Annotated in this window: 26 protein-coding genes; 11 read left to right on the top strand and 15 right to left on the bottom strand. The window is 70.4% G+C overall.

Going from position 1 to position 23,038, the window contains the following annotated elements:
- Positions 1–34 precede the first annotated feature (34 nt).
- From hpnC to AC07RV_RS07480, 4 genes are read left to right on the top strand one after another with little or no spacing between them, the layout of a single operon-like run.
- Complete coding sequence (hpnC, locus tag AC07RV_RS07495; protein WP_444814242.1) at positions 35–979, top strand: squalene synthase HpnC; 945 nt, start codon at positions 35–37, stop codon at positions 977–979.
- On the top strand, positions 976–1,815 hold the full coding sequence (gene hpnD / locus AC07RV_RS07490) for a presqualene diphosphate synthase HpnD (protein ID WP_296781878.1): 840 nt from the start codon (positions 976–978) through the stop codon (positions 1,813–1,815). The genes hpnC and hpnD overlap by 4 nt, the downstream gene beginning before the upstream one ends.
- Positions 1,812–3,065, top strand: a complete 1,254-nt coding sequence (gene hpnE, locus AC07RV_RS07485; protein WP_296781880.1) for a hydroxysqualene dehydroxylase HpnE — start codon at positions 1,812–1,814, stop codon at positions 3,063–3,065. The genes hpnD and hpnE overlap by 4 nt, the downstream gene beginning before the upstream one ends.
- Positions 3,062–3,367: a hypothetical protein gene (locus tag AC07RV_RS07480; RefSeq protein ID WP_296781882.1), complete on the top strand. Its 306-nt coding sequence runs from the start codon at positions 3,062–3,064 to the stop codon at positions 3,365–3,367. The genes hpnE and AC07RV_RS07480 overlap by 4 nt, the downstream gene beginning before the upstream one ends.
- On the opposite strand, the gene AC07RV_RS07475 is transcribed toward AC07RV_RS07480, so the two are convergent.
- Positions 3,364–4,008 (bottom strand): LysE family translocator, encoded by a 645-nt coding sequence (locus AC07RV_RS07475; protein ID WP_296781883.1) that lies wholly within the window; start codon positions 4,006–4,008, stop codon positions 3,364–3,366. The genes AC07RV_RS07480 and AC07RV_RS07475 overlap by 4 nt on opposite strands.
- Positions 4,009–4,130: 122 nt before the next feature.
- Here AC07RV_RS07475 and AC07RV_RS07470 point away from each other — a divergent pair, with 122 nt between their 5' ends.
- Entirely contained in the window at positions 4,131–4,436 is a 306-nt protein-coding gene (locus tag AC07RV_RS07470) for an NIPSNAP family protein (RefSeq protein WP_296781884.1), read from the top strand.
- Between the two features lie 3 nt (positions 4,437–4,439).
- On the opposite strand, the gene AC07RV_RS07465 is transcribed toward AC07RV_RS07470, so the two are convergent.
- Entirely contained in the window at positions 4,440–5,171 is a 732-nt protein-coding gene (locus tag AC07RV_RS07465; RefSeq protein ID WP_296781885.1) for an HAD family hydrolase, read from the bottom strand.
- 15 nt (positions 5,172–5,186) lie between these two features.
- Here AC07RV_RS07465 and hemH point away from each other — a divergent pair, with 15 nt between their 5' ends.
- Both hemH and AC07RV_RS07455 read left to right on the top strand, forming a co-directional pair.
- Positions 5,187–6,209, top strand: a complete 1,023-nt coding sequence (gene hemH, locus AC07RV_RS07460) for a ferrochelatase (RefSeq protein ID WP_296781887.1) — start codon at positions 5,187–5,189, stop codon at positions 6,207–6,209.
- Positions 6,206–7,054 carry a class I SAM-dependent methyltransferase gene (locus tag AC07RV_RS07455; RefSeq protein ID WP_296781889.1) on the top strand — a complete coding sequence of 283 codons (849 nt, stop codon included), beginning with the start codon at positions 6,206–6,208 and terminating at the stop codon, positions 7,052–7,054. The genes hemH and AC07RV_RS07455 overlap by 4 nt, the downstream gene beginning before the upstream one ends.
- Positions 7,055–7,073: 19 nt before the next feature.
- Here AC07RV_RS07455 and AC07RV_RS07450 read toward each other — a convergent pair whose 3' ends face one another.
- From AC07RV_RS07450 to AC07RV_RS07415, 8 genes are all read right to left on the bottom strand, one after another.
- On the bottom strand, positions 7,074–7,637 hold the full coding sequence (locus AC07RV_RS07450; protein WP_296781935.1) for a thioredoxin family protein: 564 nt from the start codon (positions 7,635–7,637) through the stop codon (positions 7,074–7,076).
- Positions 7,638–7,790: 153 nt separating this feature from the next.
- A complete protein-coding gene (locus tag AC07RV_RS07445) occupies positions 7,791–8,297 on the bottom strand; it encodes a DUF1993 domain-containing protein (RefSeq protein WP_296781890.1) in 507 nt (168 codons plus the stop codon).
- A gap of 66 nt (positions 8,298–8,363) precedes the next feature.
- Positions 8,364–9,254 (bottom strand): alpha/beta fold hydrolase, encoded by an 891-nt coding sequence (locus AC07RV_RS07440; RefSeq protein WP_296781891.1) that lies wholly within the window; start codon positions 9,252–9,254, stop codon positions 8,364–8,366.
- 21 nt (positions 9,255–9,275) lie between these two features.
- Positions 9,276–10,349 carry a branched-chain amino acid ABC transporter permease gene (locus AC07RV_RS07435; protein WP_296781893.1) on the bottom strand — a complete coding sequence of 358 codons (1,074 nt, stop codon included), beginning with the start codon at positions 10,347–10,349 and terminating at the stop codon, positions 9,276–9,278.
- A 10-nt stretch (positions 10,350–10,359) separates the two neighbouring features.
- Positions 10,360–11,340 carry a branched-chain amino acid ABC transporter permease gene (locus AC07RV_RS07430; protein ID WP_209545137.1) on the bottom strand — a complete coding sequence of 327 codons (981 nt, stop codon included), beginning with the start codon at positions 11,338–11,340 and terminating at the stop codon, positions 10,360–10,362.
- The gene (locus AC07RV_RS07425) at positions 11,337–12,062 is read right to left on the bottom strand and encodes an ABC transporter ATP-binding protein (RefSeq protein ID WP_203201312.1); all 726 of its coding nucleotides are present in this window, start codon (positions 12,060–12,062) and stop codon (positions 11,337–11,339) included. The genes AC07RV_RS07430 and AC07RV_RS07425 overlap by 4 nt, the downstream gene beginning before the upstream one ends.
- Positions 12,059–12,826: an ABC transporter ATP-binding protein gene (locus AC07RV_RS07420; protein ID WP_208508136.1), complete on the bottom strand. Its 768-nt coding sequence runs from the start codon at positions 12,824–12,826 to the stop codon at positions 12,059–12,061. The genes AC07RV_RS07425 and AC07RV_RS07420 overlap by 4 nt, the downstream gene beginning before the upstream one ends.
- A gap of 45 nt (positions 12,827–12,871) precedes the next feature.
- Positions 12,872–14,329 carry an extracellular catalytic domain type 2 short-chain-length polyhydroxyalkanoate depolymerase gene (locus AC07RV_RS07415; protein ID WP_296781897.1) on the bottom strand — a complete coding sequence of 486 codons (1,458 nt, stop codon included), beginning with the start codon at positions 14,327–14,329 and terminating at the stop codon, positions 12,872–12,874.
- Between AC07RV_RS07415 and AC07RV_RS07410 the strand changes: the two genes are divergently transcribed.
- The gene (locus AC07RV_RS07410) at positions 14,292–14,525 is read left to right on the top strand and encodes a hypothetical protein (protein WP_492713620.1); all 234 of its coding nucleotides are present in this window, start codon (positions 14,292–14,294) and stop codon (positions 14,523–14,525) included. The genes AC07RV_RS07415 and AC07RV_RS07410 overlap by 38 nt on opposite strands.
- Here AC07RV_RS07410 and AC07RV_RS07405 read toward each other — a convergent pair.
- The 5 genes from AC07RV_RS07405 to AC07RV_RS07385 all read right to left on the bottom strand — a co-directional run bounded on the left by AC07RV_RS07405 (position 14,509) and on the right by AC07RV_RS07385 (position 19,171).
- A complete protein-coding gene (locus AC07RV_RS07405) occupies positions 14,509–15,696 on the bottom strand; it encodes a substrate-binding domain-containing protein (RefSeq protein ID WP_057594307.1) in 1,188 nt (395 codons plus the stop codon). The two genes, AC07RV_RS07410 and AC07RV_RS07405, sit on opposite strands and share 17 nt — an antisense overlap.
- A gap of 144 nt (positions 15,697–15,840) precedes the next feature.
- Positions 15,841–16,116, bottom strand: coding sequence for a hypothetical protein (locus AC07RV_RS07400; RefSeq protein WP_093344253.1), 276 nt, complete (start codon positions 16,114–16,116; stop codon positions 15,841–15,843).
- Entirely contained in the window at positions 16,113–16,445 is a 333-nt protein-coding gene (locus AC07RV_RS07395) for a hypothetical protein (RefSeq protein ID WP_057594309.1), read from the bottom strand. Before AC07RV_RS07395 ends, AC07RV_RS07400 begins: the two co-directional genes overlap by 4 nt.
- A gap of 49 nt (positions 16,446–16,494) precedes the next feature.
- Positions 16,495–17,604: a DUF4272 domain-containing protein gene (locus AC07RV_RS07390; protein WP_296781899.1), complete on the bottom strand. Its 1,110-nt coding sequence runs from the start codon at positions 17,602–17,604 to the stop codon at positions 16,495–16,497.
- A 40-nt stretch (positions 17,605–17,644) separates the two neighbouring features.
- Entirely contained in the window at positions 17,645–19,171 is a 1,527-nt protein-coding gene (locus AC07RV_RS07385; RefSeq protein ID WP_296781900.1) for a sigma-54 interaction domain-containing protein, read from the bottom strand.
- A 302-nt stretch (positions 19,172–19,473) separates the two neighbouring features.
- On the opposite strand from AC07RV_RS07385, the gene AC07RV_RS07380 reads away from it, so the two are divergent.
- The 3 genes from AC07RV_RS07380 to AC07RV_RS07370 are packed head-to-tail and all read left to right on the top strand — an operon-like array spanning position 19,474 to position 23,038.
- Positions 19,474–20,238: a CerR family C-terminal domain-containing protein gene (locus AC07RV_RS07380; protein ID WP_296781901.1), complete on the top strand. Its 765-nt coding sequence runs from the start codon at positions 19,474–19,476 to the stop codon at positions 20,236–20,238.
- Positions 20,235–21,833, top strand: a complete 1,599-nt coding sequence (locus AC07RV_RS07375) for an efflux transporter outer membrane subunit (protein ID WP_296781902.1) — start codon at positions 20,235–20,237, stop codon at positions 21,831–21,833. Before AC07RV_RS07380 ends, AC07RV_RS07375 begins: the two co-directional genes overlap by 4 nt.
- Complete coding sequence (locus tag AC07RV_RS07370) at positions 21,830–23,038, top strand: efflux RND transporter periplasmic adaptor subunit (RefSeq protein ID WP_296781903.1); 1,209 nt, start codon at positions 21,830–21,832, stop codon at positions 23,036–23,038. Before AC07RV_RS07375 ends, AC07RV_RS07370 begins: the two co-directional genes overlap by 4 nt.

The following is a 23,038-nucleotide window of genomic DNA, read 5'->3' as shown; positions in this document are numbered from 1 at the left end:
AATCGAGAGTGGGGACGCCGGGAGCATAGCCGTGCTGGTTGACAATCGCAGCGTGTCCCAGACGCCCCCTCCCCCCCTCGCCGCCGCCGCCCCGACGCACTACGAGAATTTTCCCGTGGCCTCGTGGCTGTGCCCGCCGCGGCTGCGCGCGCCGATCGCGGCCATCTACCACTTCGCGCGCACGGCCGACGACATCGCCGACGAGGGCCAGGCCACGCCCGCACAGCGCCTGGCCGAGCTGCACGCCTACCGTGCCGCGCTGGCCGATGCGGCCCAGGGCCGGGTCGACCCGGCCGGGCGCTGGGCCGGGGTGTTCGGCCCGCTGGCCCACAACATCGAAGCCTTCGGCCTGCCCGAAAGCCTGCTGGCCGACCTGCTCGACGCCTTCATGCAGGACATCGTGAAGACCCGCGACGGCAGCGACTACGCCGACCGCGAGGAGTTGCTCGACTACTGCCGCCGCTCGGCCAACCCCGTGGGCCGGCTGCTGCTGCACCTGTACGGCGTGCACGACGCGCCCTCGCTCGCGCAGAGCGACGCCATCTGCAGCGCGCTGCAACTCATCAATTTCTGGCAGGACCCGAGCGTGGACCTGCCGCGCGGGCGCTTCTACTTCCCGATGACCGACTGCGCCCGGCGCGGCTTCACGCGCCAGCACTTCAAGGTGTTCGCGCCGCTCTCGCCCACCTACCCGCCGCCGCAGGAGGCGATCAATCTGATCTCGGTGGTGTCGTTCTGGGCCCGCGAGCTGATGCACCAGGGCGCGCCGCTGGTGCACCGCCTGCCGGGACGCGCCGGCTGGGAGCTGCGCCTGGTCGTGCAGGGCGGCCTGCGCATCCTCGACAAGATCGAGGACCTGGGCTTCGACAGCTTCACGCAGCGACCCACGATCGGCAAGGCCGATGCCCCCGTGCTGCTCTGGAAGGCGCTGCGGATGCGGAGACAATCACGGCCCATGAACGCAGCGCCCTCCCGATGAATCCCGAGCAATACGTGCAAGACAAGGCCGCCGCCTCGGGCAGCAGTTTCTATTACGCCTTCCTGTTCCTTCCCAAGCCGCGGCGCGCGGCCATCACCGCCTTCTACGCCTTCTGCCGCGAGGTCGACGACGTGGTCGACGAGGTCAGCGACCCCGGCGTGGCCGCCACCAAGCTCGCCTGGTGGCGCACCGAGGTGGCCCAGGCCTTCGCGGGCACGCCGCGCCATCCGGTGATGCAGGCGCTGATGCCGCACGTGTCGGCCTACGGCATCGAGGCGCGCCAGCTCGACCAGGTCATCGAGGGCTGCCAGATGGACCTCGAGCAGACCCGCTACCTCGACTTCCCCGGCCTCGCGCGCTACTGCCACCTGGTGGCGGGCGTGGTGGGCGAGGTGGCGGCGCGCATCTTCGGCCAGACCGAGGCGCAGACCACCGCCTACGCGCACAAGCTCGGCCTCGCGCTGCAGCTCACCAACATCATTCGCGACGTGGGCGAGGACGCCCTGCGCGGACGCATCTACCTGCCGGTCAACGACCTGCAGAAGCACGAGGTCAAGGCGCACGAGATCCTCAACCGCGTGCATTCCGAGCGCTTCGTCGCGCTGATGAAGTTCCAGGCGCAGCGCGCCCATGCCGCCTACGACGAGGCGCTGGCACTGCTGCCCGCGGCCGACCGCCGCGCGCAGAAGCCCGGCCTGATGATGGCCAGCATCTACCGCACCCTGCTGCGCGAGATCGAGCGCGACGACTTCCAGGTGCTGAACCAGCGCGTGAGCCTCACGCCCGTGCGCAAGCTGTGGCTGGCCTGGAAGGTGCAGGCGCTGGGCCGGCTGTGAGGCTGGCGGTCGTCGGCGCCGGCTGGGCCGGCCTGGCCTGCGCGGTCGAGGCCGTGCGCCAGGGCCATGCGGTCACCCTGTTCGAGGCCGCGCCCAACGCTGGCGGCCGCGCGCGCCGCGTCGACGACATGCACGGCATGGCGCTCGACAACGGCCAGCACATCCTGATCGGCGCCTACGCCGCCACGCTGCAGCTGATGCGCGACGTCGGCGTCGATCCCGAGCGGGCGCTGCTGCGCCTGCCGCTGTCGCTGCGCTTCGCCGATGGCGGCGGCCTGCAGTTGCCGCGGCTGCCCGCGCCGCTCGACCTGCTGGTGGGCATCTTCCAGGCGCGCGGCTGGACCTGGCGCGACAAGTCCGCGCTGCTGCGCTCCGCGATCGGCTGGCGCCTCAAGGGCTTTCGCTGCGACGCCTCGACCACCGTGGCCGAGCTCTGCGCGGGCCTCACGCCGCGCGTGATGCAGGAGCTGATCGAGCCGCTGTGCGTCTCGGCGCTCAACACGCCCGTTGCGCAATCGAGCGGCCAGGTCTTCCTGCGCGTGCTCAACGATGCCCTCTTCAGCGGCAGCGGCGGCGCCGACCTGCTGCTGCCGCGCGCCGACCTCGGCGCGCTGCTGCCCGATGCGGCACTCGCCTGGCTGCGCGCGCATGCCGCGAGCCTGCGCATCGGCCAGCGCGTGCGCACGATCGCGCCCGAGGCGAAGGCCTGGCGCGTCGACGGCGAAGCTTTCGACCGCGTGGTGCTGGCCTGCGCGCCCTGGGATGCCGCCCGGCTGGTGCGCGCCAGCGGCCTGTCGGCCGAGGCCTGGTGCGCATGCACCGAGGCGCTGCGCTTCGAGGCCATCGCCACGATCTACCTGCGCGGCGCCACGCCGCTGGCCGAACCGATGCTCGCGCTGCGCAGCGACCCGGCCACGGCACCGGCCCAGTTCGTGTTCGACAAGGACCGGCTCTGCGGCCTGCCCGGCGTGCTCGCGATGGTCGTGAGCGCCAACGAGACGCCGCGCGAGCTGCTCGAGACGCAGGCGCTCGCGCAGGCGGCCGCGCAACTGGGCCAGGCCGACCTGCGGGTCGTGCAGACCGTGGTCGAGAAGCGCGCGACCTTCGCGTGCACGCCTGGACTGGCACGGCCACCGGCCACCATCGCGCCCGGCCTGCTGGCCTGCGGCGACTATGTGGCAGGCCCCTACCCCGCCACGCTCGAGGGCGCGGTGCTCAGCGGCCTGGCCGCGGCAAGGGCGACGGCATGAGCAGCGAGCTGCGCTACCTCGACTTCGACTACAGCGAGGACGCCGACGGCCATGGCAGCTTCGATGCAATGGCCTCGATCGCGCCCGAGCGCCTGGGCGAGGTGCAAGCCGAGATCGACCGGGTGCTGGCCTGGGCCGAGGCCGCCTTTCCCGATGCGCGCGGCGCGCTCGACGAAGGGGCGACCTGGGACCACGACCTGCAGCACACGCGCGATGATGCGCGTTTCGAGACCCTGGCCTTCTCGCTGAGCGGCACGGCCAACTTCTGCGCCGCGCTGCGCGAACGCTTCGGCCTCGATTAAGCCGCTGTCTTGTTGCGCAGTCGCAGCAGGCTAAGCCCCAGCAGCACGAAGGCGCCACCCGAGACCTTGTTGAACAGCCGCGTGCGGCGCGGGTCCGACAGCTGCTTGCGCAGCAGGCGCGCGAGCAGTACGTAGAAGGCGTGCGACAGCACCGAGGCCGCGGCGAAGGTGGTGGTCAGCACCGCGAACTGGGTGGCGATCGGTGCGTCCTGCGTGAGGAACTGCGGGAACAGCGCCGAGAAGAACAGGATGCTCTTCGGGTTGGTCAGCGCCACCGTCAGGCCATGGCCGAACAGGCGCCAGCTCGAACGCGGCGAGCCCGCCGCCGCGGCACCCTGTAGGTCGGCGAACACGCTGCCCTGGCTGCGCCACTGCTTGATGCCGAGGTAGATCAGGTAGGCCGCGCCGGCCAGCTTCAGCACCATGAAGGCATGGGCCGAGGTCGAGAGCACCACGCCCAGCCCGGCCATCGCGGCGGCCGACACCATGAAGAGCCCGGTCGCATTGCCCAGCGAGCTGATCATCGCGCGGCGCGGCCCCACGGACATCGAGTTCGACACCGCCAGCAGCACCGCGGGGCCGGGCGTGAAGGCGACGAGCAGGGTCACGCCGCAGAAGAGGAGCCAGTTGGACAGATGCATGGGGAGCTTTCGCGCGGCGCGCTCGCGCCGCAGGCCGGGGAAGCAAAACTATAGTCGGGCCACCCGTTCGCCGCAGCCGCGGCGGAAATTGCCCTCACGGCCCATCCTCCCCGTCACGCACCATGGTCACCTGCTACCTGCGCTACATCGTCGACCCCTACAAGCTCAAGGAGTTCGAGCACTACGGCAAGCTCTGGATCCCGCTGGTCGAGAAGTTCGGCGGCAAGCACCACGGCTACTTCCTGCCTTCCGAAGGCGTCAGCAATGTGGCGCTCGCGATGTTCAGCTTTCCCAGCCTCGCGGCCTACGAGCAGTACCGCGCCGACTCGATGCAGGACGCCGACTGCCAGGCCGCCTTCCGCTATGCCGAGGAAACGCGCTGCTTCCTCAGCTACGAGCGCAGCTTCTTCCGTCCGGTCTTCGCCTGAGGATCAGGCGCCGAGCGCCACACAGAGCGCGTGCAGGTTCGGCACGATCAGCTGCGGCCGCGCGCCATTCACCCAGGGCCGCTCGTCGCGCACCAGCCAGGCGGCCTGCATGCCGGCGTTGAGCGCGCCCACCACGTCGAGCTCGGCATCGTCGCCCACGTGCAGCACGTCCTTGGGCAGCAGGCCGACCGAGGCCGCGGCCGCGCGGAAGATCGGCGCATGCGGCTTGCCGCTGCCGAAGGCGCGCGCATTGAAGGCGGTGCGGAACCAGCGCGCCACGCCGGTCTTGTGGATGTCGGCATTGCCGTTCGACACCGCCACCAGCGGATAGCGTTCGCTGAGCCACTTGAGCGCGGGCAGCGCATCGTCGTAGAGCGTCACGCGCTGGCGCTCGGCGAAGAAGGCATCGAAGGCCGGATCGGCCAGCGCCGGGTCCTCGCCCGCGCGGCGCAGCGCGGTGCGTATCGATTCGCGGCGCAGCGCGCTGAGGTCGTGCGCGAGGTCGGAGCGCTCCTTGGCCGTGGCTTCGCGCAGTTCGCGCAGCACGCCCGGCGTGACCAGCAGCGCGGCCGTCTTCGGCGCCTCGCGCAGCAGCCAGGCACGCAGCACGGCCTCCGCGCGTTCGATGGTCGGCCAGATCGGCCAGAGGGTGTCGTCGAGGTCGAGGGTGATGGCGCTGATGCGCTTGAGATCGAGCGGCGCGCTGCTCGCGGGGACCGTGGGGTCGGAAGTCATGCCCGAGAATATCGCATGCCTCCAAGTCCCTCGCTCGCCCCCGGCAACGACCACCGCAGCACCGCCGTCCTCTGGTGCAATCTGGGCTCGCCCGATGCCCCCACCGCCAGCGCCGTGCGCAGCTATCTCGCGGACTTCCTCGGCGACCCGCGCGTGGTCGAGATCCCGCGCCTGCTCTGGCTGCCGATCCTGCACGGCATCATCCTGCGCGTGCGGCCCGCGAAGTCGGCCGCCAAGTACGCGAGCATCTGGCTGCCCGAGGGCTCGCCGCTCAAGGTCTGGAGCGAACGGCAGGCGCAGCGCCTGGGCGACACGCTGGGCCGGCGCGGCCACCGCGTGGCGGTGCGCGATGCGATGCGCTATGCCAACCCGTCGATCGGCGCGCGGCTCGATGCGCTGCAGGCCGAAGGCGTCGAGCGCGTGCTCGTGCTGCAGGGCTATCCGCAGTACTCGGCCACCACCACCGCGAGCGTGATCGATGCCGTCAACGACTGGAGCCGCACGCAGCGCAGCGTGCCCGAGTTCCGCTTCGTCAACCAGTTCCACGACGACCCCGGCTACATCGAGGCGCTGGCACGGCGCATCGAGGCGCACTGGCAGGACCAGGGCCGCGGCGAGGTGCTGCTGCTGAGCTTCCACGGCATTCCCGCGCGCAACATCGAGCTCGGCGATCCCTACCAGTCGCAGTGCCTCGAGACCGCGCGCCTGCTCGCCGCGCGCCTGGGCCTCGCGCCCGCGCACTACCGCGTGACCTTCCAGTCGCGCTTCGGCAAGGCCAAATGGCTCGAGCCCTACACCGAACCCACACTGCGCGAACTCGGCGCCGCGGGCGTGAAGCGCGTCGACGTGGCCTGCCCCGGCTTTCCGGCCGACTGCCTCGAGACGCTCGAGGAGATCGCGATGGAAGGCCGCGAGGCCTTCCTGCATGCGGGCGGCGAGCGGTTCAGCTACATCCCCTGCCTCAACGACGGCCCGGCCTGGATCGACGCGCTCGCCGACATCGCCGAGCGCCATCTCGCGGGCTGGAGCACGCGATGAAGCCCGAGCTGCACGAGGCCAACCGCCTCTCGTGGAATGCGGCCACGCTCGCGCACAACAGCCACAAGGGCGACCAGGCGGCCTTCTTCCGCGATGGCGGCTCCACCCTGTTCCCCGAGGAGGCCGAACTGCTCGGCGAGGTGAAGGGCCTGTCGGTGCTGCACCTGCAATGCAATGCCGGACAGGACAGCCTGAGCATCGCGCGCCTCGGCGCCGAGGTGACGGGCGTCGACATCTCCGACGAGGCCATCGACTTCGCCACCCGGCTCTCGCAACAGTCGGGCATCGCGGCGCGCTTCGTCCGCTCGGACGTCTACGACTACTTCCGCGACGCGCAGGCACGCGGCGAGCGCCACGACATCGTGTTCTGCTCGTACGGCACGCTGTGCTGGCTCTCCGACATCGCGGCCTGGGCACGCGGCGTGGCGCAGTTGCTCGCGCCCGGCGGCCGCTTCGTCTTCGTCGAGTTCCATCCGTTCGCGCTGGTGTTCGACCCGGCCTGGAAGTTCCATTACGACTACTTCAACGAGGCCCCCGTGCCCGAGGAAGGCGTGGGCGACTACGTGGCCGCATCGGGCGACGGCCTCGTGCGCGAAGGCTACGAGCGCGGCGTGGAGAACTTCAGCAACCCGCACCCGAGCTTCGAATTCACCTGGGGCCTGGGCCAGGTGACGACCGCGCTGTCGCAGGCCGGGCTGGTCATCGAGCGGCTCGACGAGTACCCGTACGCCAATGGCTGGAAGCCCTTCGAGGGCATGCGCGACATCGGCGGCCGCCGCATGGCGCCGCCCGAGGGCATGCCGCGCATTCCGCTGATGTATTCGATCCGCGCACGCAAGCCATGAGCTGCCGCCGGTGCTGCGCTCAGCTCGCGGCCCGGCGCGCCAGCAGCGCCTCGATCGCGGCTTCCATCTCGGCGTATTCGCCCTCGCCGAAATGCCGCCGCATCACCTGCCCCTTGGCGTCGACCAGATAGAACGCGGGCCAGTACTGGTTGTCGTAGGCCTTCCAGGTGGTGAAGCCGTTGTCCTGCGCCACCGGGTAGCGGATGCCGAAGCGCTCGATCGCGTCCTGCACGTTGCGCGTCGACTTCTCGTAGGCGAACTCGGGCGAATGCACGCCCACCACCACGAAGCCCTGGTCCTTGTACTTCTCGTACCAGCGCACCACGTGCGGCAGCGTGCGGATGCAGTTGATGCAGGAGTAGGTCCAGAAATCGACCAGCACCACCTTGCCGGCCAGCCCCCGCAGGGTGAGCGGCTCCGAGTTGAGCCACTTGTCGATGCCCGCGAACTCGGGGGCCTTGCCATAGTCGCGCAGGCCCGGCGACACGGCCAGCGCGCTTCGCACCGGCCATCCGCCGCCCACGGCCGCCACGAACGCGGAAGCGCCGACGGCCAGCCCCGAGAACGCCCTTCTGGACAACATGTTCATGATCGCGAACCTCGCTCGAATGTCAGACCGACAGCGGTCAGACGCGATTGTTCGCGGCACGCGCCGTGCCTGCGCAGGTGTCACGGCAATTTGAAGTTTGTCCCGGCGGCGTAAAGACCAGGGTCGGGGCCGCCGGCCTTCGCGGCTTCAAAACTTGCCGAGATAGTCCATCTTGCCCACCGGCACGCCGGCGTTGCGCAGCACGTCGTAGGCGGTGGTGGCGTGGAAGAAGAAGTTGGGCAGCGCGAACTGCAGCAGGTAGCGCTGCGCGGTGAAATGCACCTCGGTGCCGCGCGCGGTGATGACCACCGGGCGCTCCTCGTGGCCGTCGATCTGCGCGCGGTCCACGCCGAGCAGGAACTCCTCGGTCTTCGCGATGCGCACCAGCAGCTCGTCGTAGCTCTTCTCCTCGTCGGGGAAGCTGGGCGCGGTCACGCCCGCGATGCGCGCGGTGCCGAGCTTGCAGGCATCGCTCGCGCGCTGCACCTGGCCGGCCAGCGTGAGCATGTCGGGCGCGAGGCGCGCATCGACCAGGGTCGAGGGATCGATGCCGTTGGCCTGCGCATGGGCCAGGCCCTTGCCGAGCACGTGGCGGAGCTGGGCCAGCCCGCGGGTGAAGACCGGCACGGAAATGTCGTACATCGAAAGCGCCATGGTGCGAATGCCTCTGTGTGTTGCTGTGGGTGATGACCGGCGGCGATTGTGGAGGCCGCCGTCCCCTCAGCGGCCGGCGGCGCGAATAAACCCTTCGATGCACTCCAGTTGTTCGGGCACGTTGAGCGCGGGCGCGTGGCCGCAGCCCTGGATCTCGACCACCTCGAGCCGCCCCGCCGCGCCCGGGCCGCGATGCCGCATGGCCTCGACCACCTCGGGCAGCACCAGGTCGGACTCGGCGCCGCGCAGGCACAGCACCGGCGCCTCGATGACGTCGTAGTGCGGCCAGATCAGGTAGTCGTCCTCGCGCGTGCTGAACTGGCGCACCATGGCCGGGTCGTAGTGCGGCGTGACGCGACCGTCGGGCAGCCGGCGCGTCGAGGTCTCGGCGAGCCGGCGCCACTGCGCGTCGCTGAGCCAGCCATAGGGCTTGTAGACGCCACGGAAGAAGGTCTCGAGCTCGCTCACCGTGTCGAAGGCCGGCGGGTTGCCGGCATAGGCGCGGATGCGCTCGATCGCGGCCTGTGCGAGCTCGGGCGCGTTGTCGTTGAGCACCAGGCTCGCGATGCGCGCCTTCATGCGCGGCGCGAACAGGCCCGCGGCGCAGACGGTGCCGATCGCGCCACCCATCGAGGTGCCGACCCAGTGCACGCGCTCGAGCTGCAGCTCGTCGCACAGCGCCTCGGCCAGTTGCGCATAGAACGCGAGCCGGTACTCCTCGTCGGGCAGCGGGCTCCACTGGCTCAGGCCGCGGCCGATGGTGTCGGGGCAGATCACGCGGAAGCCGCGCGCGGCGAAGTGCTCGGCCAGCTCGTCCATGTCGCGGCCGGTGCGCGCCAGGCCGTGCCAGGCGATCAGCACCTGCGGGTCGGGCTCGGCCGTGGGCCAGTCCAGCCAGTGGATCTCGCGGCCCGCGAGCCGTGCATAGTGGGAGGAAGGAACGATGCGGGAAGTCATGGAGTCGCTCATCGCGCGGCCTCACGCGGCATTCGCGCGGCGGGCCCGCAGCTTGCCGACGATGCCGGTGGGGAAGTAATAGACGGACAGCACGAACAGCACGCCGAGCCACAGCAGCCAGCGGTCGGGCGACAGCAGCGCCGCCAGCCACGGCAGGCCGCTCGCGGCCTCGCTGCCCATGCGAAGCAGATCCTGCAGATAGCTCTGCGCGACCACGAACAGCACGGCGCCGATGGCCGCGCCGTAGATCGTGCCCATGCCGCCGATCACCACGATCAGAAGCACGTCGACCATGATCTCGAAGCTCAGCGAGGTGTCGGGGCCGTTGTAGCGCAGCCAGATCGCGAGCATGGCGCCGGCCAGCGTGGCGAACAGCGCCGACAGCACCGCGGCCGTGGTGCGGTAGACCACCACGCGGTAGCCGATCGCCTCGGCGCGGAACTCGTTCTCGCGGATCGCCTGCAGCACGCGGCCGAAGGGCGAGTTGACGATGCGCAGCATCGCCAGCACCAGCACCACGGCCGCCACGAACAGCAGGTAATAGCACAGCAGACGACCGTCGAGCGAGACGCCGAGGAAGGGTTCCTCCGCGAACTCGAAGCTCGGCGAGATCAGCTCGGGCAGCTTGAAGGTCAGGCCGTCCTCGCCGCCGGTGAAGTCCGACAGCTGCGAGGCCAGCGTCTGGAAGGCCGAGGCCACGGCCAGCGTGATCATCGCGAAGAAGATCGCGCGCACCCGCAGCGAGAACAGGCCGATGGCGAACGAGAGCACCAGCGAGACCGCGAGCGAGGCCCCCAGGCCCACCAGCACCGCGCCCCAGTCGGGCCCGAGCCGCGAGGCCGAGATCGCGATGCCGTAGGCGCCGATGCCGAAGAACATGGTGTGGGCGAAGCTCACGATGCCGGTGTAGCCCAGCAGCAGGTCGAAGCTCGCGACCAGCACCACGAACACCAGGATCTTGGCCGCGACGCTGAGCGCCTTCACGCCCGGGAACAGGAAGGGCGCGAAGGCCAGCGCGAGGAACAGCGCCACCAGCAGCACGGCCAGCAGGCGGCTTCGGGGCATGTCGTTGGAGAGGAGTCGTTTCAGGAACATGGCTCGGTCCTCAGCGGTTCGCCACCGGATACACGCCCTGCGGACGCCACAGCAGCACCGCCACCATCAGGAAGATGCTCGCGAACTGCGTGAGCGCGGGCAGCACGAAGCCGATGTAGTTGGTCATCAGGCCCACGAGCAGCGCGCCGAGCAGCGCGCCGCCGGTGGAGCCGAGGCCGCCGATGATGATGACGATGAAGATCAGCACGTTGACCTGCGCGCCCATCTGCGGCACCAGGTTCTGCTGGAACAGGCCCCACATCACGCCGCCCAGCCCGGCCAGCGCGCTGCCGACCACGAACACGCCGACGAACAGGCGGCCGATGCGGTAGCCGAGCGACTCGACCATCTCGCGGTCCTGCACGCCGGCGCGGATCAGCAGGCCGATCTTGGTGCGGCTCAGGGTCCAGGCCAGCAGGCCGAACACCACCACGCCCACCGCCACCGCGAGCAGCCGGTACTTGCTGATCGCCGCGTCGCCCACCAGCAGCGAGCCGCGCAGCGCCTCGGGCAACGGCAGCGGAACCTGCGCCGGGCCCCAGATCACCTTGATCAGTTCCTCGCCGATGATCATGCCGCCCATCGTGATGAGGATCTGCTTCAGGTGCTGGCCGTAGACCGGCCGCACGATGAAGCGCTCGAAGGCCAGGCCGACCGCGCCGGCCACCGCCATCGCGACCAGCATGGCCGGGAAGACCGCCACCAGGTTGCGCCACAGTTCCTGCGAACCGGTCCAGTCGCCCATCAGGCCGAGCACGCTGCTGGCCACGAAGGCGCCCAGCGCGATGAACACGCCGTGGCCGAAGTTCAGCACGTCCATCAGCCCGAACACCAAGGTGAGGCCCGAGGCGATGATGAAGATGATCATGCCCATCGCGAGCCCCGCGACCGTGAGCGTGAGCCAGGTCGAGAACGAGCCCGTGAGCGGCAGCGCGACCAGCGCGAGGACGGGCACCAGCAGCAGCGGCTTCCAGTCGAATTCGATTTTCATAGGGCCAGTCCCAGCAGCGACTGCTGCAGTTGCGCATCGGCCGCGAAGGCCGCCATCGAGCCGCTGTGCACCACGCGCCCGTTGTCCATCACCGCGACCGCATCGCCGAGGCGCAGCGCGAAGTTGATGTTCTGTTCCACCAGCAGGATCGTGACGCCGCTGCGCTTGAGCTCGTCGAAGGCGTCGATCATGTTGTTGATGATGGCCGGCGCGAGGCCCTTGCTGGGCTCGTCGACGATCAGCAGCTCGCGCGGCTCGACGATGGCGCGCGACACGGCCAGCATCTGCTTCTGGCCACCCGAGAGCTTGCCCGCCGGGTGGTTCCAGAACTTCTCGACCGCTGGGAACAGCTTGAAGATCCACTGCAGGCGCGTGTCGTCCATCTGCTGCGCGTTCTTCGCGCCGCGCGCGGCCAGCAGCATGTTCTCCTTCACCGTGAGGTCGGAGAAGATGCCCATGTTCTCGGGCACGTAGGCGATGCCCAGCTCGGCGATCTGCGGCGTGCGCAGGGCCGTGATGTCGCGCTCGCCGAAGCGCACCCTGCCCTGCGACGCATGCCACAGGCCCATGACGGTGCGCAGGGTGGTGGTCTTGCCCGCGCCGTTGCGGCCCAGCAGCATCGTGAGCTGGCCCTTGGGCACGGCGAGGTCGACGCCGTGCAGGATGTGATAGGCCCCGATGTGCGTGTGCACGCCCTCGAGGCTCAGCAGGTTGGTGCTCATGCGGCAGCCTCCTTCGCGATGCCCAGGTAGGCTTCCTGCACCACCGGCGAGGCGATCACGGTGGCCGGATCGCCGTCGGCCACCAGCGTGCCGTTGTGCAGCACGATGATGCGGTCGGCGAGCTCGCGCACCACGTCCATCTTGTGCTCGACCAGCAGGATGGTCTTGCTGCGGTCCTGCTTGAGCTGGCGGATCAGGTCGAGGATCACGGGCGCCTCGGCCGCGTTCATGCCGGCCGTGGGCTCGTCGAACATGAAGACCTTGGGCTCGAGCGCCATCAGCAGCGCCACCTCGAGCTTGCGCTGGTCGCCGTGCGGCAGGCTGGCCACGGTGGCGTGCTCGCGCGACTTGAGGTTGGTCTGCGCCAACAGCTCGTCGGCGCGCGCGGTCAGCGCCGCATGGTCGCTCCAGATGCTCCAGAGGTTGAGCCCGCGGCGGTGCGCGCCCTCGCGCGTGGCCTGCACCGCGAGGCGCACGTTCTCCAGCACCGTGAGGTTGGGGAACAGGTTGGTGAGCTGGAAGGCCCGCCCCAGCCCGGCGCGGGTGCGGGCCGACGGCGACAGCCCCGACAGCGGCTGGCCGTCGAGCGACACCGTGCCCGCGCTCGCCTTGAGCTGGCCCGAGATCAGGTTGAAGTAGGTGGTCTTGCCCGCGCCGTTCGGGCCGACGATGGCCGTCAGCGTGCCCGGCGCGAATGCGCAGCTCACGCCATTGACGGCCACGTGCCCGCCGAAGCGGATGGTCAGATCTCGGGTCTCAAGCATCGTTGGTCATTGCGAAAACGAAAAATCCAGGAAGGTCGACCGGCCTCAACAGCTGCCGATCACGTAGTAGTTGGGGCCGGTCTGCTTCAGCGTGGTGGTCACGTAGATGTTCCACAGGCCCATCGATTGCCCTGAGCCGTAGGCATAGGTCAGGCCCCACAGCGCATAGGCGCGGCCGGCCACCGTGTGGGCGTAGTTGCTCGCGGTGAAGCAGGTGCCGCCGCCGCTGCCGCCGGTGGTGGTGCCGGTGGCGGCGGTCGACATCGCGCCCTCGACATTGGCCGCGGTCAGGCCGGTCACGGTCCAGCTGTAGCTGGTCGAGGGCGCCAGGCCGGTGTCGGTGTAGCTGGTGCCGGCCACGGGCGAGGCGTTGACCTTGCTGCCGCCGCGGTAGACGTTGTAGCCGCTGGCGCCGGCCACGGCGGTCCAGCCGATGACCATGCTGCTGCTGGTCGCGCCCGAGGTGCCCACGCCGGTGGGCGCGGGCAGCGCGCTGCCGCCTCCGCCGCCGGTCAGGCGGTCGACCATGGCCTTGACGGCCGCCATCTGCGGGCCGGACTTCTTGGCGTAGTTGACGCTGCCGTAGCCCCACCAGTCCCAGCAGCTGTTGGTGGCCGCGGTGCTGGTCTGCGGATAGACCAGCACGATGTTGTTGGTGTCGGCCCAGCGGTTGTAGCCGGTCTTCTTCACGTACTGGTCGCCCACGTCCGTGTAGTTCTGCTTGCAACCGTGCAGCACCACGTGCACGCGGCAGCTGTTGCCGCTGCCGGCCGCGCAGGCCGCGGGCGTGTAGAGCCAGCCGGTGGCGGCCATGCCCGAGCCGCCCGAGAACTCGCCCTGGTTGAACTCGGTGAAGCTGCCGCCCAGCGTGCCGTTGTTGCGCGCGTTGAGCGGGCCGTAGAGGTGCTTGAGGATCTCGCCCGCGAGATCGAAGCCGCAGTTGTTGATGTAGGGCGAGGCCGTGGTGGCGCAGGCGCCGCCGTAGTCGTCGGTGACCATCGCGTGGCCCGCGCCGAGGTTGTTCTTGTAGACCGTGTTGGCCGCCGGCACGAAGCTCTGGTAGTAGGTCTTCAGGTCGTCCATCACCGGCTGCTTGACCGTGTTGTCGGAGGTGCCCGAGAACAGGTAGACCTTCGAGCCCGTGAGGTTCGACACCGGGTCGATCGCGCCGCTGGCGGCCCAGCTGTTGGTGGTGCTCACGAGCGTGGACACCGGGATGCTGCTCGCATGCGTCATGCAGCGGCCGGTGGCGTTGAGCACCGAGCCTTCGGCGCAGTAGTACGGGCCGCCGGCCACCACGCCGGCGCCGCGCTTGAAGGTGGCCGAATAGGCCACGTGCAGTTGCACCGCCATGAAGCCGCCGGCCGACAGGCCGGACACGCTGACCTCCGCCGGGTTCGCGCCGAGCGCCGGCAGCGGCACCGCCGCCGCCGCGCCCTGCGCGGCCACCGCCATGGCCGCGGCCATGGCCAATCTCTTCCAGTTCCAATTCATCGCTGGCATCGCTGTCTCCTTCCGTTATGGGTGTAAGAACGCTGCTTGGCTGATCGAGGACTCGGCCGTGGAGCGCGCCGCCCGCGCGGACGCAGACTGGCGCTTCGCCCGGCGGCCATCCGGGGCGAAAGAGAAAGAAAAAGGTGGCGGCGCGCGGCGCCGCGTTCGGGTGGCGGGAAGCGCCGGACTCAGCGCTTGTTCTTGATCGGGATGTCCATCTCTTCGGGCTTGATCTCGTGCACCAGCTCCGGCACGCCCCAGGCGAACGCCGGGTCGACCTTGATCTTGAAGTGGTACATCGACTGCATCGCCTGGTGGTCTTCCTTGCGGAAGGTCATCTTGCCCTTGGGCGTGTCGAAGCTCATGCCTTCCATGGTGCTGATGAGCTTGTTGGTGTTGGTGTCGCCGTTGGTCTTCTTGAGCGCCGTCACCACCGCCATCGCGGCCGAGAAGCCGCCGGCCGTGAAGAAGTCCGGCGGCGTCTTGAATTCCTTGTAGTGCGCCGCGACCATCGCCTCGTTCACCGGGTTCTTCGGGATGCCGAAGTAGTAGTAGGCCGCGCCTTCCATGCCCGGCAGCGCCTTGTAGGCCGCCATGGCCGGCAGGATGTTGCCGCCGGTGGCGATCTCGATGCCGTAGCGCTTGAGGTCGAGGTCGACGATCTTGAACGGGTTGCCCGCGCCGGCCCAGACGATCCAGATGATCTTGCGGCCCGGCTGGTCCTTGAGCTTGTCGATCAGGCGCTGGGCGCCGGCCGTGAAGTCGGTGGTGGCGGGCGGCAGGTACTCCTCGTGGACCAGCTTGGCCTTCTTGAGCGCGGCACCGAAGGCCTTCACGCCGTCGCGGCCGAAGGCGTTGTCCTGCGCCAGCGTGGCGACCGTCACGCCGGCCTTGTCGACGGCCACCGCGTTGGAGATCGCGTCCTGGCTCGAATTGCGGCCGGTGCGGAAGATGTACTTGTTCCACTTGTCGCCGGTGATCGAGTCGGCCACGGCGGGCTCGACCAGCAGGATCTTCTTGTACTCCTCGGCCACCGGCAGCATCGCCAGCGCCACGCCCGAGGCGGTCGGGCCGACGGCCAGCGCGGCCTTGTCGTCGGAATAGGCCGCGGCCAGCAGCGACTTGCCGAGGTCGGGCTTGCCCTGGTCGTCCTTCTCGATCACGACCAGCTTCTTGCCCGCGACGGTCATCGTGCCCTCGGTGGCGTAGTTCAGGCCCATCATGAAGCCGGTCTGCGTCTGCTTGCCGTAGGCCTCGAGCGCGCCGGTCTTGCTGTAGATGTGGGCGATGCGGATCTCCCCGGACTGGGCCCAGGCGGGTGCGGCGGCGGCGCAGGCAGCGAGCGCGGCCAGGGCGACGAGGTGGCGACGGTTCATTCGTTGTCTCCTGATAAAGATGACTGAATATTGCACACTTCGTGCCACGCGCTAAGCCGTTGATAACAAAGGTTTCTCCATTCGGAGAAAGCGCGATTCGGCTGAATTCAGAACAGTTGTCGTGTCTGAATTTCAGGCGACTGTCTATTTTTCAGTCAGGGTTTTCGCGGAGGCCCGGCGCTCCTCGATCCATTGCCTGAACTGCCGCTCGGCCTGCAGCCGGAATTCGTTGCGGGCGTGGTTGCAGGCCGCATGGGCCAGCCGCCGGTGCTTGGGCGAACGCACGCCGCCCAGGGTGGCATCGACCAGGTGCTCGATGGTGGCCGATTCGGGCCGGCCATGCGGCTCCTCGAAGTCCATCGGCAGGCCGCACCAGTGGCAGTTGGGGCCGAAGGTGGAACGCAGGGCGCGGACGCTCACAGGCTGGCGTACTCGAGGATTTCCTGGCCCATCAGCGTGCAGTCCTTGCCCGCCACGTGATAGATCAGCCGCATGCGGTAGTTGCCCTTGTAGATCGAGCCCCAGACCTCGAGCACGCGGAACTGCTGCGCCTTGTTGGCCGGGTTGCGCAGCGGCGGCAGCTCCTTGACCTCGGAGCCGACGCGGATGCGATCGTCCTCGCCGAAATGGAACACCAGCAGCTTCTTCGCGCGCGCGACCGCCTCGTCGGCGCAGGGCGGCGCGGCCAGGGCGGCGCCGGCACAGGCGCACGATGCGGCGAGGACGAGGGAGCGGATCGGTGTCTTCATGGAAGGCTCTGGTGGAAAGCAGGTTCGCAGGCGGGTGGAGGCCGCATTGTCAGGTGGGCGTGTCGACCTCGTCCCACTCGCGGTCCTCGAAGCGCACCAGCCAGTTCAAGGCGCGATGCCGCTCGGCGATCACGCCCGCATCGAGTTCCGGCGGCACGGGGACCTGCTGGAGCCCGGCCTGGCGTACGCGCCAGTGCAGGCGGTAATGCAGGTCGAGCCCATCGAGGATTTCGCCTTCGCCGCGCATGCGCAGCGAACGCAGCGCGCCCGGCAGGTCGCGGGCTTCCAGCATCGTGCGCGCGGCGAGCGGCACGTCGCAGATCGCGCCGGGAAAAGGCAGCGCATCGACCAGGCCCATCGCCCACTCGAGCAGATACAGGCATTCGTAGCGCCAGCCGAACTGGACGACATCGGACGCCAGCGGTTCGGGGTCCGAGAGGAAAGCCTGCTCCGCCGGCGTGAGATGCGCCCGTGCCGAGGGCAGCCGCTCGAACAGGTCCTCGGGCGCCAGCGGCTCCTTGCTCGCGAGGGACTCGGCCCGCGCCGATACCGCCAGCAGCGCGAAGGCCCGGCCCGCGATCTCCTGCGGCGCGCGCAGCCGCAGCTCGGGCTCGCAGACCAGCGGCGGCAGGTGCCGCGGGACCTCGATGCCCCGCGCCGCGAGCGCTGCCTCGGTGCGCGCCTTGCGCTCCCAGGCCTCGGCCGGATAGGGCAACGCGGCTTCGCCATCGGGCTCCTCGCCCGCCGCCGACAAGAGGATGCGCCCCCGGGGATCGCGGATGCTGCCGTCGGGCAGGAACACGATCGCGTTCGCGCGCACGGCCCAGTCCGAAAACGCATCGAGCAGGCCCTCGTCGATCGACAGGCTCAGGTGCTGGCGCACGCGCTGGACATGACGCATCACGTGATAGCGGTTGCGCGACATCGTGCCGTCGCCGCGGCTCAGCACGTAGCCGACGAAGCCGGCCAGGTGGGGCGCGAGTTCGGGGTCCGACAGATCGCGGCGACCCTGCAGGGCATGGGGAAACTCGAGCGCCGGTACATCGGCGCGCGTGCAGTAGGCGTTGACCAGGACCCGCTCGCCCTGCCCGGCCTCCTCGGAGCGGCTTGGCGCCGGCCGGCCCAGCGCCCCCTTCAATCGCGTCAACAAGCCCTTCATCGATGCTCTCCTCCTTCGTGGTCCGCGCTCGGCGCGCGGGTCAATCCGCCTGGTTCGTCATGCGCTCGTACAGGGTCGCCCGCGAGATGCCCAGCAGCCGCGAAGTCGCGAGCTTGTTGCCCCCGGTCGCCGCCAGCGCCGCACCGATCGCGCGGCGCTCGAGCTCGGCCACCTGCTGCGCGAGCGGCCGCAGCAGCGCGGCCTCCTCGTCGGCATCGTGGGCGTCGCGCAGCGCGGCGGGCTGCGCGATCTGCTCGAGGCCGGCTTCGCGCAGGATGCGTTCGAGCTGCGCCGCGTCGATGCGCTGCGAGTCGCTGCGCATGGTCACCTGCTCGAGCACGTTGCGCAGCTCGCGGATGTTGCCGCGCCAGTGCTGGCCGGCCAGCAGCGCGAGCGCGTCGGGCGTGAGCTCGGGCGGGGCCTCGCCGCTGCGCAGCGCCATGTCCTCGCCGAGCGCCTCGACCAGCGCCGGGATGTCGGAGCGCCGCTCGCGCAGCGGCGGCACGCGCAGCGGCAGCACGTTGAGGCGGTAGTAGAGGTCCTCGCGGAACTGGCCGCGGCGCACCAGCTCGGGCAGGTCGCGCGAGGTGGCGGCGATCACGCGCGCATCGAAGGGAATCAGCTTGTTCGAACCGAGCGGCTCGATCTCCCCTTCCTGCAGCGCGCGCAGCAGCTTGGCCTGCAGGCCCAGCGGCATGTCGCCGATCTCGTCGAGGAACAGGCTGCCGCCATCGGCCAGCTTGAACTTGCCCTCGCGCCCGCGCTTGTCGGCGCCGGTGAAGGCGCCCGGCGCGACGCCGAAGAACTCGGCCTCGAGCAGGGTGTCGGGCACGGCCGCGATGTTGAGGCTCACGAACTGGCCCCTGGCGCGCGCCGAGGCGGCATGGATCGCATGCGCGAGCAGTTCCTTGCCGGTGCCGGTCTCGCCGAGCAGCAGCACCGGGCTCGCCGACTGCGCCGCGCGGCGCGCATGGCGCTTGACCTCGACCGCGGCCGGGCTGCTGCCGATGAAGCTGGCGAAGGTGTACTTGGAACGCCGCTGGCCCTCGGCCGCCTGCTGGTAGAGCGGGTTGTTGCGCTGGCTCGCGAGCTCGCGCCGCGCATCGTCGAGGTCGCGCTGCAGCAGCGCGAACTTGCTGATCAGCGGCTGCAGGGTGGTCTCGGGCTGGTCGAACAGCACGATGCCGATGGCGCCGATCACCTCGCCCGCGCCGTCGGCGCGCTCCTCGCGCAGCGGGATGCGGCTCACGACGAAGGTGCCGGCCTTGTTGGTCAAGAGGTCGATCAGGATCGGCTCGCCGCTCTCGAGCACGCGGCGCATCTGGGTGTTGGGGATCACGTCCTCCACCATGTGGCCGAGGAACTGGTCGATCGACGAGAAGCCCAGCGCGGGCAGGAAGCGCCGGTAGCCCTCGTTGACCCAGACGATGCGCCCGCTGCGGTCGACCAGGAACATGCCCTGGCTCATGCGCGAGAACAGGTGGAACATGGAACGCGCGGCCAGCGCGAGGATGCCGTCGGCATCGAGCGGCAGGGCGGAGGGCGCGGCGGCGGTGGAGGCAGGCATGCGCGGATCGTAGCCTGCATCAATCCGCAACAAATCCGGCATCGCCGGCCGGCGCGGCCGGGTCAGAATGCACGGGCGCGCGAGCCGGCACCGCGATCGAAAACCACACCAGGAACAGGGTGCCGCCGCCAGGCAGCGATGGGCCCCCTCCCCGCCACCCACGCGCCCCGCCAGAACGCTGCGCCCCGCCCCCGTGTGCCCACCGTCCTGCGTTGCACCTGTCTTCAGGAGACCTTCAGCATCGCCTCAGGTGAGCCTAAGTTAATCAATCGTTTGATTTTCGGCATGGTGTAATCGCCCGCATGAAGTCCACGGCCCCTCCCTCGACGCTGCCGGCGCGCAAGACCGCCACCGCCCCGCGCGCGCCCCGCAGCGACGGCGCCGAGGCGCGCCAGCGGCTGCTCTACACCGCGCTGCGGCTGTTCGCGCAGAAGGGCTTCGCCAAGACCTCCACGCGCGAGATCGTGCGCGAGGCCGGGGTCAACATCTCGGCCATCAGCTACTACTTCGGCGACAAGGCCGGCCTCTATGCCGCCACCTTCAGCGAGCCCATGGGCGGCAACGCCGGCGACTTCGTGGCGCTCTACGCCGCGCCCGGCCTGTCGCTCGAGGAATCGCTGCGCATCTTCTTCGCCAAGATGGTCGAGCCCTTCGACCAGGGCGAGGTGGTGCGCCAGTGCATCCACCTGCACATGCGCGAGATGCTCGAGCCCACCAGCCTGTGGGCCAAGGAGCTCGAACGCGACATCAAGGACCCGCACCGCGCGATCGCCGCGATGCTGTGCCGCCATCTCGGCGTGGCCCGCGCCGACGACGACATCCACCGGCTGACCTTCGCGATCACGGGCCTCGCGATGCAGCTGTTCGTGAGCCAGGACGTGATCGAGGCGATCCGTCCCGCGCTGCTGCGCACGCCGCGCGCCGTCGACACCTGGGCCCGGCGCCTTGCCGGCTATGCGGTGGCGCTGGTCGAGGCCGAGGCGCAGCGCCGCGCCGCCGACCCGGTGCCGCCCGCGCGCACGCAGGCGCCCCGCCCCCCATCCCGCTCCGGGAGAAAGACAGCATGAGACGAGTTCCACGACCGATCGCCATCCTCTGCCTCAAGGCAGGCCTCGGGCTCGGCCTGGCCACCGGCCTCGCCGGCTGCGGCCTGACCCGCCCGCCCGCCGCGGTCGGCGCGAGCGCCCCCGCGCAATGGCATGCGCCGCTGCCGCACGGCGGCTCGCTCGCCCAGTTGGCCGAATGGTGGCGCCAGCTCGACGATCCCTTGCTGGTCGACCTGATCGCGGCCGCCGAGGGCGCGAGCCCCAACGTGGCGAGCGCCGCGGCGCGGCTGGCCGAGGCGCGCTCGACCCGCGTGCAGGCCGGCGCCGCGCTGCTGCCCAGCCTCGATGCGACGGGTTCGGCGAGCCGGGGCACCGCGGGGCTCACGGGCGGCACGCCCGGTGGAAGCAGCGGTGGCACCAGCTCGGGCTCGGGCAGCACCTCGGCCACCACGCCCATCACCACGCTGCAGGCCGGCCTGCAGACCAAGTGGGAGATCGACCTGTTCGGCCGCCTGCGCGCCGACCGCGACGCGGCCGTGCAGCGCGAGCGCAGCGCCGATGCCAAGTGGCACGAGGCGCGCGTGTCGGTCGCGGCCGAGACCGCCAACGCCTATTTCGCCGAGCGCGCCTGCCAGCAGCAGCTGCGCGTGGCCGAATCCGACACCCGCTCGCGCGGCGAGACCGCGCGCCTGACCGACCTCTCGATGCGCGCCGGCTTCACCGCGCCGGCCGATGCCGCGCTCGCACGCGCCAGCGCCTCCGACGCCTCGGGCCGGTTGACGCAGCAGCGCGCGCAGTGCGCCGTGCAGCGCAAGGCGCTGGTGGCGCTCACCGGCATTGCCGAGACCGAGCTCGAGACCCGGCTCGCGGCCGCGCCCGCGCAGCGCGCGCTGCCGGCCGTGGGCCGCATCGACAGCGTGCCGGCCAATGCCATCGCCCAGCGGCCCGACGTCTACGCGGCCGAGCTCGGCGTGGCCGCGGCCAGCGCCGACGTGGGTTCGGCCGAGGCCGAGCGTTATCCCCGGCTCACCATCTCCGGCAACATCGGTCGCACCGGCTTTCGCGTCAGCGGCTTCCGCGAATCGATCGAGACCTGGACCGTCGGCCCGGTGGCGCTCACCGTGCCGCTGCTCGACGGCGGCGCGCGCGCGGCCAATGCCGACGCGGCCAAGGCGCGCTACACCGAGGCCGTGGCGCTCTACCGCGCCAACGTGCGCCAGGCGGTGCGCGAGGTCGAGGAGGCGCTGGTCAACCTCGACGCCACCGATGCGCGCACCGGCGACGCCGACACCGCGGTGCAGAACTACCAGGCCTCGTTCAATGCCACGCAGGCGCGCTTCGACAGCGGCCTGGCGAGCCTGTTCGAGCTCGAGGATGCGCGCCGCACGCTGTTCAGCGCGCAGACCGCGCGCGTCTCGCTGCAGCGCGAGCGCGCCGAGGCCTGGGTCGCGCTGTACCGCTCCATGGGCGGCGGCTGGACCCGCCCGGGCACCGCGGCAGCCGCCGCCGAAGCCGCGCCGAAGCGCGTCCCCGTGACCATCATCACCACGCCGGGCCGCACCCTCACCATCTACCGCTCCTCCACCCCGGCCGCCAAGGTCGCGACGTCGCCATGAAAAGCCCCTCCCGCTCCACCCTCATCGTCGTCCTGGTCGTCATCGCCGCCGTGGCCGCGGCGCTGTTCCTGTTCGGCCGCGGCAAGCCCGCCGACGCACCGGCGCAGCAGGGCCAGCAGGCGCCCGCCAAGGATGGCAAGGCCGCGCCGTCGCGCCCCGTGCTCACGGTCACCATCGGCCAGCCCGAGACCACCGAGCTCGCGGTGACGCTGGCGGCCAACGGCAATGTCGCAGCCTGGCAGGAGGCCAGCGTGGGTTCGGAATCGAACGGCCTGCGGCTGGCCGAGGTGCGCGTCAACGTCGGCGACCTGGTGAAGAAGGGCCAGGTGCTCGCCACCTTCTCGCCCGAGACGGTGCAGGCCGACATCGCGCAGGCCAAGGCCTCGCTGGCCGAGGCCCGCGCCACCGCGGCCGACGCGGCCGGCAACGCGGCGCGCGCGCGCACCCTGCAGGCCACGGGCGCGCTGAGCCAGCAGCAGATCAACCAGTACCAGACCAGCGAGCAGACCGCGAAGGCGCGCGTCGAGGCCGCCGAGGCGGTGCTGGCGGCGCAGCAGGTGCGCGGCCGCAACACGCAGGTGCTGGCGCCCGACGACGGCGTGATCTCCGCGCGCAGCGCCACCGTGGGCAGCGTGGTGTCGGCCGGCACCGAGCTGTTCCGGCTGATCCGCCAGGGCCGGCTCGAATGGCGCGCCGAGGTCACCTCGGCCGAGATCGCGCGCATCGCGCTCGGCACGCCGGTGTTCGTGGTGGGCGCCAGCGGCGCGCAGGTGCAGGGCAAGGTGCGCAGCATCGCACCCACGGTCGACCCGCAGACGCGCGCGGCGCTGGTCTACGTCGACCTGCCGCCGGTGCAGCAGAACACCGGCATCAAGGCCGGCATGTTCGCGCGCGGCGACTTCGAGCTCGGCCGCAGCAGCGCGCCCACGGTGCCGCAGAGCGCGATCGTGCCGCGCGACGGCTTCAACAACCTGTTCCTGCTGAAGGACGACAACCGCGTCTCGCAGCTCAAGGTGCAGACCGGCCGCCGCGTCGGCGACCGCGTGGAGATCACGAGCGCGCTGCCGCAAGGTGCGCGCATGGTGGTCCAGGGCGCGGGCTTTCTCAACGACGGCGACCTGGTGAAGGTGGTCGATGCGCCCGCGCGCGCCCCGGCCGCCGCGGCATCCGCCCCGGCCGCGCCGCCCGCCGGCAACGGCAAGTAA

The organism is Variovorax sp. GW821-FHT09B01, assembly GCF_059418345.1.
This window is presented reverse-complemented; position numbering and strand designations above follow the sequence as displayed.